General features: G+C 68.7%; 14 protein-coding genes and 1 pseudogene. 8 read left to right on the top strand and 7 right to left on the bottom strand.

The annotated features are described in order from the left end of the window. Positions 1 to 38 precede the first annotated feature (38 nt). The 3 genes from ACJEIK_RS17230 (at position 39) to recX (ending at position 2,573) form a co-directional block, all read left to right on the top strand. Positions 39 to 833, top strand: a complete 795-nt coding sequence (locus tag ACJEIK_RS17230) for an SDR family oxidoreductase (protein WP_061006855.1) — start codon at positions 39 to 41, stop codon at positions 831 to 833. A 185-nt stretch (positions 834 to 1,018) separates the two neighbouring features. Next, complete coding sequence (gene recA, locus ACJEIK_RS17225; RefSeq protein ID WP_020101876.1) at positions 1,019 to 2,071, top strand: recombinase RecA; 1,053 nt, start codon at positions 1,019 to 1,021, stop codon at positions 2,069 to 2,071. Beyond that, entirely contained in the window at positions 2,040 to 2,573 is a 534-nt protein-coding gene (gene recX / locus ACJEIK_RS17220) for a recombination regulator RecX (protein WP_061006863.1), read from the top strand. The genes recA and recX overlap by 32 nt, the downstream gene beginning before the upstream one ends. Here the strand turns inward: recX and ACJEIK_RS17215 are convergent. Further along, complete coding sequence (locus ACJEIK_RS17215) at positions 2,570 to 3,502, bottom strand: hypothetical protein (protein WP_162563677.1); 933 nt, start codon at positions 3,500 to 3,502, stop codon at positions 2,570 to 2,572. The two genes, recX and ACJEIK_RS17215, sit on opposite strands and share 4 nt — an antisense overlap. 102 nt (positions 3,503 to 3,604) lie before the next feature. Further along, positions 3,605 to 4,360, bottom strand: coding sequence for a 3-oxoacyl-ACP reductase family protein (locus tag ACJEIK_RS17210; RefSeq protein WP_061006857.1), 756 nt, complete (start codon positions 4,358 to 4,360; stop codon positions 3,605 to 3,607). A gap of 119 nt (positions 4,361 to 4,479) precedes the next feature. Here ACJEIK_RS17210 and ACJEIK_RS17205 point away from each other — a divergent pair, with 119 nt between their 5' ends. Next, the gene (locus ACJEIK_RS17205; RefSeq protein ID WP_064857494.1) at positions 4,480 to 5,100 is read left to right on the top strand and encodes a TetR/AcrR family transcriptional regulator; all 621 of its coding nucleotides are present in this window, start codon (positions 4,480 to 4,482) and stop codon (positions 5,098 to 5,100) included. On the opposite strand, the gene ACJEIK_RS17200 is transcribed toward ACJEIK_RS17205, so the two are convergent. From ACJEIK_RS17200 to ACJEIK_RS17185, 4 genes and pseudogenes are all read right to left on the bottom strand, one after another. Then, positions 5,067 to 5,948, bottom strand: coding sequence for an amino acid ABC transporter permease (locus tag ACJEIK_RS17200; protein ID WP_064857493.1), 882 nt, complete (start codon positions 5,946 to 5,948; stop codon positions 5,067 to 5,069). The two genes, ACJEIK_RS17205 and ACJEIK_RS17200, sit on opposite strands and share 34 nt — an antisense overlap. Further along, positions 5,948 to 6,622, bottom strand: a complete 675-nt coding sequence (locus ACJEIK_RS17195; protein ID WP_234789538.1) for an amino acid ABC transporter permease — start codon at positions 6,620 to 6,622, stop codon at positions 5,948 to 5,950. Before ACJEIK_RS17195 ends, ACJEIK_RS17200 begins: the two co-directional genes overlap by 1 nt. Before the next feature lie 39 nt (positions 6,623 to 6,661). Continuing rightward, positions 6,662 to 7,420, bottom strand: a pseudogene (locus tag ACJEIK_RS17190) (glutamate ABC transporter substrate-binding protein); the annotation flags it as partial. Positions 7,421 to 7,485: 65 nt separating this feature from the next. Continuing rightward, a complete protein-coding gene (locus tag ACJEIK_RS17185) occupies positions 7,486 to 8,214 on the bottom strand; it encodes an amino acid ABC transporter ATP-binding protein (protein ID WP_165605466.1) in 729 nt (242 codons plus the stop codon). A gap of 163 nt (positions 8,215 to 8,377) precedes the next feature. On the opposite strand from ACJEIK_RS17185, the gene miaB reads away from it, so the two are divergent. Further along, a complete protein-coding gene (gene miaB, locus ACJEIK_RS17180) occupies positions 8,378 to 9,928 on the top strand; it encodes a tRNA (N6-isopentenyl adenosine(37)-C2)-methylthiotransferase MiaB (protein ID WP_061006860.1) in 1,551 nt (516 codons plus the stop codon). Next, entirely contained in the window at positions 9,916 to 10,524 is a 609-nt protein-coding gene (locus ACJEIK_RS17175; RefSeq protein ID WP_082762343.1) for a hypothetical protein, read from the top strand. Before miaB ends, ACJEIK_RS17175 begins: the two co-directional genes overlap by 13 nt. On the opposite strand, the gene ACJEIK_RS17170 is transcribed toward ACJEIK_RS17175, so the two are convergent. Beyond that, positions 10,514 to 11,842 (bottom strand): DUF349 domain-containing protein, encoded by a 1,329-nt coding sequence (locus ACJEIK_RS17170; RefSeq protein WP_064857496.1) that lies wholly within the window; start codon positions 11,840 to 11,842, stop codon positions 10,514 to 10,516. The genes ACJEIK_RS17175 and ACJEIK_RS17170 overlap by 11 nt on opposite strands. A gap of 141 nt (positions 11,843 to 11,983) precedes the next feature. On the opposite strand from ACJEIK_RS17170, the gene ACJEIK_RS17165 reads away from it, so the two are divergent. Further along, on the top strand, positions 11,984 to 12,679 hold the full coding sequence (locus ACJEIK_RS17165; RefSeq protein ID WP_082934504.1) for a hypothetical protein: 696 nt from the start codon (positions 11,984 to 11,986) through the stop codon (positions 12,677 to 12,679). Beyond that, on the top strand, positions 12,676 to 13,590 hold the full coding sequence (miaA, locus tag ACJEIK_RS17160; protein ID WP_061006453.1) for a tRNA (adenosine(37)-N6)-dimethylallyltransferase MiaA: 915 nt from the start codon (positions 12,676 to 12,678) through the stop codon (positions 13,588 to 13,590). Before ACJEIK_RS17165 ends, miaA begins: the two co-directional genes overlap by 4 nt. The last annotated feature ends 2 nt before the right edge of the window (positions 13,591 to 13,592 follow it).

Here is a 13,592-nt window from a genome sequence, read left to right as displayed (position 1 = left end):
GTTCGTGAACCTCACGATGGAAGGACGATGTCGGACCGATGAGCGTCACCGTTGCCGTAGTCACCGGAGCCGGGCGGGGTATCGGCCTCGCCATCGCGAAAGCCCTTGCCGAGGCTGGGCACCGGGTGCTCATCACCGACGTCGACGGGGACGCCGCGCAGCGTGCGGCCGAGACCGTCGGGCGCGGCGCGTGGGGCGTGGCCCAGGACGTGCGTGACGTCGCGGGCCACCAGGCGGTGGCCGCGCTCGCCTCGGAGCAGGGCCGTCTTGCGGTGTGGGTCAACAATGCCGGTGTGCTGCACGCGGGTAACTCCTGGGAGCAGCCCGCCGAGCATGTGGTGCAGACCCTCGATGTCAACGTCCGCGGCATGATGGCGGGCTGCATGGCCGCGGTCGGCGCCATGGGTGCGGGCGGTGGCGTCATCCTCAACATCGCGTCGATCTCGGCGCTGACACCGGTACCCGGCCTGGCGGTGTACGCCGCGAGCAAGGCTGCGGTGCTGTCGTACACGACCTCGCTGCAAGGTGAGTTGCAGACCGCCGGCCTGCCGATCCGGGCCCGGGCGCTGTGCCCCGATGTGGTGAACACCGCGATGGTGACCACCCGGGCCCACGATCCCGGTGCGGCCCTGCTGTTCTCGGGACCCAAGCCGCTGGCCGCGGAAGACATCGCGCGGGCGGCCCTGGAACTGATGGACTCGCATCAGGTCTTCCGCGTGGTGCCGCGCTGGCGCGGCGTGATCGCCCGTGGCACCGATGTGGCGCCGGCCGCGGGACTGCGCGCCCTGGCGCTGATGCGGGCGTTGGGCCTGCGGCGCCAGCGTTCGTTGTGAGTCGGTGTACGGGGCCTGCCCGGTTCGTCGGTCATTGATTCGCACGATCGGCGTGTCTGCTTGAAGTCGAACATCTGTTCGCTACTGTGGTGGCAGTTCGAAAAACTTGTCGGTGGCCTCATCTAGCGTCACGGCCAACCGATCGGAAACCCGATCAACGGACACCCACGAGGACGGAGACCACCATGGCAGCACAGGCCCCGGATCGCGAGAAGGCACTCGAGCTCGCGCTGGCACAGATCGACAAGAGCTTCGGCAAGGGCTCGGTGATGCGGCTGGGAGAAGAGACCCGCCAACCGATTTCGGTCATCCCGACCGGATCCATCGCCCTGGATGTCGCCCTCGGCATCGGCGGCCTGCCGCGCGGCCGCGTCATCGAGATCTACGGCCCGGAATCCTCGGGTAAGACCACGGTGGCCCTGCACGCGGTGGCCAACGCCCAGGCCGCCGGCGGCATCGCGGCGTTCATCGACGCCGAGCACGCGCTGGATCCCGAGTACGCCAAGAAGCTCGGTGTCGACACCGACGCGCTGCTGGTGTCCCAGCCCGACACCGGTGAGCAGGCCTTGGAGATCGCCGACATGCTGGTGCGTTCGGGCGCCATCGACATCCTGGTCATCGACTCGGTCGCCGCCCTGGTGCCGCGCGCCGAGATCGAGGGCGAGATGGGCGACAGCCACGTCGGTCTGCAGGCCCGCCTGATGAGCCAGGCGCTGCGCAAGATGACCGGTGCGCTGAACAACTCCGGCACCACCGCCATCTTCATCAACCAGCTGCGCGAGAAGATCGGCGTCATGTTCGGTTCGCCCGAAACCACCACGGGTGGTAAGGCTTTGAAGTTCTACGCCTCGGTGCGTATGGACGTGCGCCGCATCGAGACGCTCAAGGACGGCACCGACGCGGTCGGTAACCGCACCCGCGTCAAGATCGTCAAAAACAAGGTGGCGCCGCCGTTCAAGCAGGCCGAGTTCGACATCCTCTACGGTCGCGGCATCTCGCGCGAGGGCTCGCTCATCGACATGGGTGTCGAGCACGGCTTCATCCGCAAGTCGGGTTCGTGGTTCACCTACGACGGTGAGCAGCTGGGGCAGGGCAAGGAGAACGCCCGCAACTACCTGCTGCAGAACGTGGATGCCGCCAACGAGATCGAGAAGAAGATCAAAGAGAAGCTCGGTATCGGTGCAGTGCTGACCGATGGTGCGGCTGATGACGTCCTTCCCGCCCCGGTCGACTTCTGAGACTGAGCCGGCTGAGCCGCAGCGGCGTGAGGAGCAGGCGCGGGACGTGTGCCTGCGTCTGCTCACCACCCGGGCGCGCAGCCGGGCCGAACTCGAAGCCCAACTGACCAAGCGCGGCTTCGCCGAGGATGTCAGTGCCCGGGTGCTGGACCGGCTCACCGAGGTCGGCCTCGTCGACGATGCGGCCTTCGCCGAGCAATGGGTGCGTGAACGTCGCACCAACGCGGGAAAAGGCAAGCGGGCCTTGGCTTCCGAGTTGCGCATCAAAGGCATCGATGCCGATGTGATCGCCGAGACGCTCGACAGCGTCGACGCGGGTGAGTGGCGGGTGCGCGCCGAGGAACTGGTCGCCGCCAAGCTGCGGCGGGAGAGCCTCGACGACGAGATGAAGGTGACCCGGCGCCTGGTCGCGATGCTGGCGCGCCGCGGCTACAGCCAGGGTATGGCCTTCGATGTCGTCAACACCCAGCTCACGCAGGAACGTCAGCGCCGCGCCGTCTAGTCCTTGGCCGGGCCCTTGGGTTGCGGGTGCTTGACCTTGGGCAGGGACAGCTTCGGCACCGAGAACTTCGGTGCGGAGAACTTCGGCGCCGAGAACTTGGGTGCGGGCAACTTGGGCGGCGTGAACTGGCCGGCCGGCGGGTGATCGACGCCGTTGGTTGTCGCGTCGAGCCGGGGCTTCTTCGGCGGCGCCGGAAGTTTGGGCGGTTTCGGACTGAACGTCGAGGCGATCGAATCCTGTTGCGTCGTTGATGGTTTCGGGGAGGCGAGCGTCTTCGGGGTATCCGTGACGTCGATGGTTGCGGTGGGCTTCACCGCAGAGATCGTGGTCGGTATCGGCGTGCCCAGTGCGTTGTGGGTGAACTTCTCCACGGACGTGATCACCGCTCGTGCGAAGTCCGCCATCTGCTGGGTGATGTTGAGGCCGAATGCGGTGGTGTCGACGACGAATTGCTGACCGGGTCCCGAGTTGAACGGTGGGAATGCGGACAGGGTGGTGGCCCTGAACTGGAGTTGGAACACCGCGATGTCCTGGGCGAACCCGATGAGATCGCGTCCGGCTTCGAACTCGATGTCGGCGAACGCGCTCACGGCCTGTGCGGCGGCGGTGGCTGGTGGTGTGCCACTGCCGATGGCCGCCACGAAATCCCCGGGTATCTGTGTCTGGCGCTGGACCAGGGCAGCGCCCGTGGTGACCCAATCGACGAACAGCCCGACGTTGAACACCACCTGCTGATTGAGCAGATCGAGTGGCAGCGGCAGCGGCTGCGCCGTCAGCGCGATGCTCGGCTCGGTGATGACGGGCACTGCCGGGGCGGTGGTCCGCCCTGGCGGTGGCGCCGCGGTCAGCACCAAACACGCGGTGCACAGCGCTGCGACGGTTTGGGTTGGGGCCGGAACTGCTGTGAACGCACGAATCGCAACACTCATGACGCCTCCCGGGATCGAGTGAACCTCAATCAGGGACACGACGTGCATGCCCGCGGGGTTCACCGGGAAGGTGAACCCCGCGGATTGCCGCGGTAATTCGTGTCAGATCACGAAGCCGCCGTCGATGTTCCAGGTGACGCCCGTGATGAATCCGGATTCGGGATGAGCCAGGTAGGCGACGGCGCTGGCGATGTCGCGCGGCTGCCCGTACTGGCCGGTCGCGATGAGGGGGCGGAGCTCGTCGGCGAAGTCGCCGGTGTCGGGGTTCATGTCGGTGGCGACGGGACCCGGCTGGATGGTGTTGATGGTGATGCCGCGCGGGCCGAGCTCACGTACCAGGCCGCGGGTCAGGCCGGCGACCGCGGCCTTGGTCAGTGCGTACACCGAGAATCCGGCGGTGGGCACCCGGTCGGCGTTCACGCTGCCGATGGTGATGATCCGGCCGCCGGCGCCCAGGTGCGGCACGGCGCGCTGGATCGCGGCGAACACCGCCTTCACATTGATGTCCAGCATCCGGTCGAAGTCCTCCAGCGGGAACGACTCGATCGGTGCGCCCTGCGCGACGCCGGCGTTGTTGACCAGGATGTCCAGGCCGCCGAGACGCTCGACCGCTTCGTCCACCGCTGCGGCGACAGCCAGCGCGTCCGCACTGTCGGCCTTGATGGCGGCCACTTTCGCGCCGCTCGCTTCGAGTTCGTCGACCAGGTCCTGCGCGGCGTCGGGCGACGACTGGTACGTGAACGCGACCGCTGCGCCGTCGGCGGCGAGCCGGCGCACGGTCGCGGCGCCGATGCCGCGGGAGCCGCCGGTGACCAGTGCGCGCCGGCCTGCGAGTGGGGCGTCTGAAGTGGTGCTCATGAGCTCTCCAAGTCGTGGGATGATTCTTCCGAACCAATCGGTTACTAAGTACGCTCAGCACAAGCTGCCAGAGCAGGGCTTCATTCCGAATTGTGGCCCAGATCACACCGGGAGGTTTGATGGCGATCGGCAGGCCCCGCGAATTCGACCCCGAGCGGGTTCTCGACACCGCGATGCGGCTGTTCTGGGCACGCGGCTACGACGGGGTGTCCATCAGTGACCTCACCACGGCGACCGGCATCAACCGCCGCAGCCTCTATGCCGAATTCGGTTCCAAGGCAGACCTTTTCCGCGCCGCCGTGCGGCGCTACCAGGCGGGACCCGGTGGCTACGCGGAACGCGCACTCGCTCTGCCGACCGCGTGGGAGAGCGCCTACGCCACCGTGCACGGCGCTGTCGACGCGTCGTCCGGGACAGCGGATCCGCGCGGCTGCCTGTTGGTACAGAGCGCCCTTGCCGCCGGCGACGAGGCCACCGCGCTGCACGCCGAGCTGGCCGGGCTGCGGGAGAACGGAATTGCCGAGCTGGCCGAACGATTCCGGGCCGCGCAGCTGGTCGGTGAACTACCCGGAGCGGACCCGCAGCTGCTGGCGCGCTGGATCGGGGCGGTGTGCCAGGGACTGGCGGTCCAGGCCAACGGCGGTGTCGAGCGCGACGAACTGCACGCGGTCGCCGATCAGGCGCTGCGCGCCTGGCCGGAACGGCGTCACGCCGCCGGGGTACCTGGCGTGTCCTCCTGAACGCCGGTGTTCACCGGTAGCGGCTCGGGCGCACGCCGCGACTGTCGTAGCCGGGCTTCGAGGCGGGTCGCCAATGCGGACAGCGCGAAGTTGAGGCTGATCATGAGCGCCGCGATCACCAAGAGTGCCGGGATGTAATTGCTGTACGCCGAACCGATGTTCGTGCCCTGGCGAACCATCTCGACAAAAGTGATCTGGTAGCCGATAGCGGTGTCCTTGAGCACCACCACCATCTGGGAAACCAGCACCGGCAGCATCGATGTCACGGCCTGGGGGAGCAGGATCAGCCGCAGCGTCTGGCCGGGCCGCAGGCCCAGTGCGACGGCGGCCTCGCGTTGTCCCCGGGGCAGCGCGTAGACGCCGGCCCGCACGATCTCCGCGATCACCGCGCCGTTGTACAGCGTCAGGCCCGTGATCACGCCGGCGAGTGCCAGCTGCCGCGACGGGAAGACGTCGTACAGCGCGTACAGGAAGTACGCGAACAACATCATGATCAGGACCGGGACGGCGCGGAAGAACTCGACGAACACCGAGCAGACCCACCGCAGCGCACGGGCATCCGACAACCGACCCATGCCCAACGCCAGACCCAGCACCAGCGCCAGCACGATCGACACCGCGGCCGCCGTCAACGTCCCCGCCACGCCCGGCAGCACGTACGTCGTCCACAGGTTGGCGGTCAGGAACGGATGCCACTTGGCTTCGGTCAGTTGGCCTTTGGACTCGAACTGCCACAACACCCAGCCGGCCATCGCGATGATCACCGCGACGATGACGGCGGCGAACAACAGGTTGCGCCGCTGCGCCCGCGGACCCGGGGCGTCATAGAGGACGGAAGCTTCACTCATCACCGCACCACCGCGTATCGCTTACCCAACCAACCGAACAACAACCCCAACGGCAACGTCAGGACCACGAAGCCGGCGGCGAAGATCGAGCCGACCGCCAGCAGCGCCGCGGTGTTCTCGATCATCTCCTTCATCAGCAGCGCCGCCTCGGCCACGCCGATGGCCGAGGCGATCGTGGTGTTCTTCACCAGGGCGATCAGCACCGAGCCGAGCGGGTTGATCACCGCGCGAAAAGCCTGCGGCAGCAGGATCAGCCGCAGGTTCTGGCCGAAGCTCAGGCCCAGCGAGCGCGCGGCCTCGGCCTGGCCCAACGGCACGGTGTTGACGCCCGACCGCAACGTCTCGCACACGAACGAGGCGGTGTAGACCGTCAGCCCGAGCGCTGCGAGCCGAAAGTTGCTGTCCACCACGGCCGTCGGTGAATGCGGGTCGACCAGGGTGATGCGCAGCGTGTTCCCGATGCCGAACGAACAGAACAGGATGATCAGCGTCAACGGCGTATTGCGGACCACGTTGACGTACGCCGTGCCCAGCCAGCGCAGTACCGGCACCGGCGACAGCCGCATCGCGGCCAGCACGGTGCCCAGGATCAGCGCCCCGGCCGCGGCGAGCAGCGTCAGCTGGATGGTCGTCCAGAACGCTTCGAGGATCTTCCCGCCGTACGTGCCCCACAGGTCGACGCGCTTCGCGCCACCCGCTGCGTTGATGTTGGTGTCCAGCGGGGGAGGCGGCGGCGCCGACAGCCCGGCCGGACCCAGATTGCGGTCGAAAGCGGCCTGCCACTCGCCGGACTTCTGCATCTTCTCGATGGCGTCGTTGATCTTCTGGCGTAATTCCTTGTCGCCCTTGAGCAATCCGATGCCGTACTTCTCCACCGAGAACGGCTTGCCGATCAGTTTGAACGCGCCCGGGGTCTGGGCCGCGTAGCCGGCCAGGATCACCTCGTCGGTGCTCAGCGCGTCGATGGCGCCGGTCTTCACCGCCTCCAGGCACGCCGAGTAGGTGTCGTACTGCTGCAGCTGCACACCCGGGTACTTGTCCTTGATGCGTTGCGCCGGTGTGGAGCCCGACACCGAGCACAGCTTCTTGTGGTTCTGCAGCGACTCGACGCTGGTGATCTCGTTGTTGTCGGCGCGCACCAGCAGGCTCTGGCCGGTGACCAGATACGGCCCGGCGAACGACACCTTCTGCTTACGGGCGTCGGTGATCGAGTAGGTGGCGACGATGAAGTCGACCTGGTGGTTCTGGATCAGGTTCTCGCGCTGACCCGACGGCGCTTCTTTCCACTCGATGTCGTCGGGTTTGTAGCCGAGCTGGCCTGCGACATACTTCGCGACGTCGATGTCGAAGCCGGCCAGGGTGCCGTCCGGCTTCTTCGCGGCCAGACCGGGCTGGTCGAACTTGGTGCCGATGGTGATCTTCTTGCTGTTCGCGCCGCAGGCGCTCAGCGACAGCAGCGCCACGATCAGCACGGTGACCGCGGCAAGACAGCGGAGTGTGCGGCTCACCAACTTCTGCCCAATCGATCGTTCCACGATCAGTGGTCCAGGATCTTGCCCAGGAAGTCCCGGGCCCGGTTCGACTTCGGCGCGGTGAAGAACTCGTCGGGCTCGGCGTCCTCGACGATGGTGCCGTCGGCCATGAACACCACCCGGTTCGACGCGCGGCGGGCGAAGCCCATCTCGTGCGTCACCACGATCATGGTCATGCCCTCGGTCGCCAGCGACGTCATCACCGACAGCACCTCGTTGACCATCTCGGGGTCCAGCGCGCTCGTGGGCTCGTCGAACAGCATGACCTTCGGGCCCATGGCCAGGGACCGGGCGATCGCGACGCGCTGCTGCTGACCACCCGACAGCTGCGCCGGGTACTTGTCGGCCTGGTTGGCGACCCCGACCCGCTCCAGCAGTTCCAGCCCCTTCTTGCGGGCCTCGTCCTTGTTCTTGCGCCGCACCTTCATGGGCGCGAGGGTGACGTTCTCGAGAATTGTCTTGTGCGCGAACAGGTTGAACGACTGGAACACCATGCCCACCTCGGAACGGAGCGTGGCCAGCTTGCGGCCCTCCTCGGGCAGGAGCTCACCGTCGATGTGGATCGATCCGGAGTCGATGGTCTCCAGCCGGTTGATGGTGCGACACAACGTCGACTTGCCCGACCCTGACGGCCCGAGCAGCACGACCACCTGTCCGCGCGGGACTTCGAGATTGATGTCCTTCAGCACATGCAGTGCGCCGAAGTGCTTGTTGACCCCCTTGACCGAGATCATCGGGGTGGCAGGTGACGGCTCGCCGGTGACCATGCGCACAGACATTACCCAGGTAAGCGACGGCGCGCGGATCACTCACAGAAACCCGGAAGCCCGCCGACAAATTTGGTATAAAACGCGCCGCCCGTACGATTGGCACGTGATTTCGACAGCGACTCCGGACGTGGAAGCTGACGCCGCGGAGTCCGCTACGGGTTCCGGCGCGGGGCGCACCTACCAGGTCCGCACCTACGGGTGTCAGATGAACGTCCACGATTCCGAGCGGCTCGCCGGCCTGCTCGAAGACGCCGGATACCGGCGCGCCGAGGACGGGGACGACGCCGACGTCGTGGTCTTCAACACCTGTGCGGTCCGCGAGAACGCCGACAACAAGCTCTACGGCAACATCAGCCACCTGGCGCCGCGCAAGCAGACCGACCCCAACATGCAGATCGCCGTCGGCGGTTGCCTGGCGCAGAAGGACCGCGACACGGTGCTGAGCAAGGCGCCGTGGGTCGACGTGGTGTTCGGCACGCACAACATCGGCTCGCTGCCGGTGCTGCTCGAACGCGCCCGCCACAACCGCGAAGCCCAGGTCGAGATCGTCGAGGCCCTCCAGGAATTCCCCTCGGCATTGCCGGCCACACGCGAATCTTCTTACGCCGCTTGGGTTTCCATCTCGGTCGGCTGCAACAACACCTGCACGTTCTGCATCGTGCCGTCGCTGCGCGGCAAAGAGGTCGACCGGCGTCCCGGCGACATCCTCGCCGAGGTGCAGTCGCTGGTGGACCAGGGCGTCCTGGAGATCACGCTGCTGGGCCAGAACGTCAACGCGTACGGCGTCTCTTTCTCCTCGGATGAGCGCCTCCGGGAGCACCCGGACGCCTGGACCGACATCGAGCGCGACCGCGGCGCATTCGCCAAACTGCTGCGTGCCTGCGGCGACATCGAAGGGCTGGAACGCGTCCGGTTCACCTCCCCGCACCCCGCGGAGTTCACCGACGACGTCATCGAAGCCATGGCGGCCACCCCGAACGTCTGCCCGACGCTTCACATGCCGCTGCAGTCGGGATCGGACCGCATCCTCAAGGCGATGCGGCGCTCCTACCGGGCCGAGAAGTACCTCGGCATCATCGAGCGGGTGCGCGCCGCGATCCCGCACGCGGCTATCACCACCGACATCATCGTCGGGTTCCCGGGCGAGACCGAAGAGGACTTCCAGGCCACGCTCGACGTCGTCGAACGCGCCCGGTTCTCCAGCGCCTTCACCTTCCAGTACTCCAAGCGGCCCGGCACCCCGGCCGCCGAGCTACCCGACCAGCTCCCCAAAGAGGTTGTCTCCGAACGCTATATGCGGCTCATCGAGCTGCAGGAGCGCATCTCGTGGGAGGAGAACCTGGCCCAGGTCGGCCGCGAGGTCGAGCTGCTGGTGGCCACCGGCGAAGGCCGCAAGGATTCGGCCACCGAGAGGATGTCGGGCCGCGCGCGTGACGGCCGGCTGGTGCACTTCGCCCCGGGTGACGCCGACATCCGCCCGGGCGACATCGTCACCACGACCGTCACCGGTGCGGCGCCGCACCACCTGATCGCCGACACGCCGATCATCAGCCACCGCCGCACCCGCGCGGGTGACGCGCACGCCGCGGGCCGCAAACCCACCACCGGCGTAGGCCTGGGCATGCCGCAGATCGGCGCGCCGCCCGTCACGCCCGTAGAGCAGGGATGTTCACGATGAACGACACCAAGCCCGAACAGCCGACCGGCGGCTCGAACGGCGAATTCGAGGAATTCAAAGGCGACATCGATGCCGCGGAGCAGCGCATCGCCCGGGAGATCGACCCGGGCGGCCGCGCCATGGTCGTGGCGATCTGCGTCTTCGTGATCCTGCTGTCGTTCGTGTTGCCGCACACCGGCGCCGTCAAGGGCTTCGACGTGCTGCTCGGCGACCAGGTCGCGCTCGACGCGAAGATCCTGCTGCCGTCGCGGGTGTTCGTGTGGCTGATCCTGGTGTTCAGCGTCGGCTTCTCGATGCTGGCGCTGCTGACCCGCCGCTGGGGCCTGGCCTGGATCGCGCTGGCCGGCTCCGCCGTGTCGTGCTTCCTCGGCATGCTCGCCATCTGGTCGCGCAACACCGTCGTCAAGCCGTACCCGGGCCCCGGATTCGGGCTCTACCTGGCCTGGATCGCCGTCATCCTGCTGACGTTCCACTGGGCCCGCGTGGTGTGGTCACGCACCGCGGTGCAGCTGGCCGCCGAGGCACAGCGCCGCGAGTCGACCGCCGAGCAGCAGAAGCGCGGGCTGCTCGACGGACCGGACGAACCTACTTCTTGATCGCGGCGGAAGCCGCGTCGGCCCACTCACGCCACTGCGCCGCACTGGCCCGCGCCTTCTCGGCATCCTTCGCCTTGCCCGCGGCCTCGGCCTTCTCGGCCTGACGCTCGAACTGCTCGGCCCGCTCGCGGAATTGATCGGCCCGGGCCTGCGCCTCCGGGTCGCTCCACCCGCTCTGCGCGGCGTCGCGGATCTTCTTCTCGACGGCCCGCAGCCGGCGCTCCAGCTCCGCGGTGCGGTCGCGCGAGGCCTTGCCGATGGCGTCCCACTTGTCGCCGATGGCCCGGAACGCCGCACGCGCGGCGTCGACATCGCTGATGTCGATCTTCTCGGCCTCGGCCAGCAGCTCGGCCTTGGCGTCGGCGTTCGCGTTGAACTCGGCGTCCTTCTCGGCGTTGACCGCGTTGCGGGCACTGAAGAACGTGTCCTGGGCAGCCTTGAACCGCTTCCACAGCGCGTCGTCGACGTCCTTGGCGGCGCGGCCCGCGGCCTTCCACTGCGTCAGCAGATCGCGGAACGTCGCGGCGGTGGCGCCCCAGTCCGTGGAGCCCGACAGCGCCTCGGCGCGCTCACACAGCGCCTCCTTGGCCTGCCGCACGCCGACCCGCTCGCGATCGAGCTCGGCGAAGTGCGAGCCCCGGCGCCGGTTGAACGCCTCGCGGGCCGCCGAGTAGCGCTTCCACAGCGCGTCGTCGACCCTGCGGTCCAGGCCGGTGATGGTGCGCCACTCGTCGAGGATCGCGCGCAGCCGGTCACCGCTGGCCTTCCACTGCGTGGAGTTGGCGCCGATCTCCTCGGCCTCGGCGGCCAGGGCTTCCTTGCGGGCCGTCTGGGCGGCGCGGTGCTCGTCGCGCTTGGCCCGCTCCTCCTGCGCGCTGGCGCCGGCCTGCTCGACGATGGTGGTCAGCCGGGCGGTCAGGGCATCGACGTCACCCAGTACCGAGGCCTCGGGCAGCGATTCCAGCAGCGTCGCGGCGGCCGACTTGATCTTGCGGGCATCGCCGCTGCCGCTGCCGAGCCGGTGCTCCAGCAGTGCCACCTCGGTGCTCAGATCGTCGTACCGGCGGCCGAAGTGGGCGTATGCGGCCTCGGCGTCGCCCGCCTGCCACGACGCGATCTTGCGCTCGCCGGCGGCGGTGATCAGCCACACCGTGCCGTCGTCGTCGACGCGGCCGAAGCGGTGCGGATCGCACGTCGGCGGGGCGGCCACCGGCGGGGCCGGGGGATGGTGCGGGACGGCGCTCGGTTTGGGACCGGGGCGCGGCGGACCGGGCCGAGGAGTCGGTTTCGGGGTGTTGCCGGGTTCGGTGGTGGTCATCTCGTGCTCCTCATGCCCGCGCGTGGGGTGACCCACGCTTCTGCCGCGCGACGCGGCGCCGTCATCTGTTACTCGCACGCTATTCAAACAGGTCGACCCGCCGTCTGCGCAGGCGTTTGCCGGACTCGTTAGCGTGGACGCGTGCGTAGCGCCGGCCTGACACATATCGCGATCGTCCCGTCGGCCCCCATTCTGGTGCCTGAGCTGGCGTCCGGCGCCGCTGTCGAACTGGCGGATCTGACGGCCGCGGTGCGGTGTGCGGCGCAGGACCTGCCGTCGCGCTGGGTGGCGGTCGGTGTCGGTGCGCAGGATGACCGGGTGCCCGCCGACGCGGTCGGCACCTTCGCCGGTTACGGCGCCGACGTCCGGGCCACGTTTACGCCGGGCTCGTCCGGTGCGGCGCGGCCGCTGCCGTTGTGCGCGTTGATCGCGGGCTGGCTGCGGGGGAGTGTGAACGCGCGAGCGACGGTCGACGTGCGGGTCTTCGCCGACGACCTGGCGCCGGAGGTGGCACTCGAGCGGGGCCGCGCGCTGCGCGCGGAGCTGGACGCGGCCGCCGAGCCCGTCGGTGTGCTCGTGGTCGCCGACGGCGCGAACACCCTGACCGCGGCGGCGCCCGGCGGCTTCGACCCCGATTCCGTTGCGCGCCAAGCGCAGTGGGACGACGCACTCGCCACCGGCGACGTGGTCGCGCTCGCCGGCCTGTCCGGCGCGCTCGGCCGTGCCGCCTACCAGGTGCTGGCCGGGCTGGCCGGACCGGACCCCAAGGCGACCGAGCTGTACCGCGGCGCCCCGTACGGCGTCGGCTACTTCGTCGGCACCTGGATCCCCCAGTGAGGCCCATCGCGGTCGTCGGCCCCACCGGAACCGGCAAGTCGGCCCTGGCACTGGACCTCGCCGAACAGCTCGGCGGCGAGATCGTGAACGCCGACGCCATGCAGCTCTACCGAGGCATGGACATCGGCACCGCCAAGCTGACGGTGCCGGAGCGGCGCGGCATCGTCCACCACCAGCTCGACGTCCTCGAGGTCACCGACAACGCGACCGTCGCGAAGTACCAGGCGGCCGCCGCGGCCGACATCGAGGACATCGCCGCCCGCGGCGCCGTGCCGGTGATCGTCGGCGGGTCGATGATGTACATCCAGGCGCTGCTCGACGAATGGTCGTTCCCTGCGACCGACCCCGCGGTGCGGGCCCGGTGGGAGGACCGGCTGGCCGAGGTCGGGGTCACGGCGCTGCACGGCGAACTGGCGCGGGTCGATCCCGAGGCCGCCGCGTCGATCCTCAACACCGATGGCCGGCGCATCGTGCGGGCACTGGAGGTCGTCGAACTCACCGGCCGGCCGTTCGCGGCGTCGGCGCCACAGATCGGCGCGCCCCGCTGGGACACCCTCATCGTCGGATTGGACTGGGACACAGAGATTCTCGACGACCGCCTGCAGCGCCGCACCGACCTGATGTTCGCCACCGGGCTGGTCGACGAGGTGCTGGCGCTGCGCGCCCGCGGCCTGCGCGACGGCGTGACGGCGGCCCGGGCCCTGGGCTACGCACAGGTGCTGACCGCGCTGGACGCCGGTGGCGACGACGCCGCGATCGCCGAGGCGCAGGAGCGCACCTTCATCGGCACCCGGCGCTACGTGCGCCGGCAGCGGTCCTGGTTCCGGCGCGATCGCCGCATCACGTGGCTGGCCGGCGATGCGGAGGGGAATGCGGCCGAGACCATCCGGCAGTGGCGCCACGTATCCTGAAG

It is taken from the genome of Mycobacterium sp. SMC-16, from assembly GCF_046250085.1.
GTDB classification, from domain to species: domain Bacteria; phylum Actinomycetota; class Actinomycetes; order Mycobacteriales; family Mycobacteriaceae; genus Mycobacterium; species Mycobacterium phocaicum.
This window is presented reverse-complemented; position numbering and strand designations above follow the sequence as displayed.

Coding starts and splice junctions, on each gene's coding strand:
- ACJEIK_RS17200 (WP_064857493.1), bottom strand. CDS start 5,948: ATGAGTGAAGCTTCCGTCCTCTATGACGCCCCGGGTCCGCGGGCGCAG.
- ACJEIK_RS17230 (WP_061006855.1), top strand. CDS start 39: ATGAGCGTCACCGTTGCCGTAGTCACCGGAGCCGGGCGGGGTATCGGC.
- ACJEIK_RS17205 (WP_064857494.1), top strand. CDS start 4,480: ATGGCGATCGGCAGGCCCCGCGAATTCGACCCCGAGCGGGTTCTCGAC.
- recA (WP_020101876.1), top strand. CDS start 1,019: ATGGCAGCACAGGCCCCGGATCGCGAGAAGGCACTCGAGCTCGCGCTG.
- ACJEIK_RS17175 (WP_082762343.1), top strand. CDS start 9,916: ATGTTCACGATGAACGACACCAAGCCCGAACAGCCGACCGGCGGCTCG.
- recX (WP_061006863.1), top strand. CDS start 2,040: ATGACGTCCTTCCCGCCCCGGTCGACTTCTGAGACTGAGCCGGCTGAG.
- ACJEIK_RS17210 (WP_061006857.1), bottom strand. CDS start 4,360: ATGAGCACCACTTCAGACGCCCCACTCGCAGGCCGGCGCGCACTGGTC.
- ACJEIK_RS17215 (WP_162563677.1), bottom strand. CDS start 3,502: ATGAGTGTTGCGATTCGTGCGTTCACAGCAGTTCCGGCCCCAACCCAA.
- ACJEIK_RS17185 (WP_165605466.1), bottom strand. CDS start 8,214: ATGATCTCGGTCAAGGGGGTCAACAAGCACTTCGGCGCACTGCATGTG.
- ACJEIK_RS17170 (WP_064857496.1), bottom strand. CDS start 11,842: ATGACCACCACCGAACCCGGCAACACCCCGAAACCGACTCCTCGGCCC.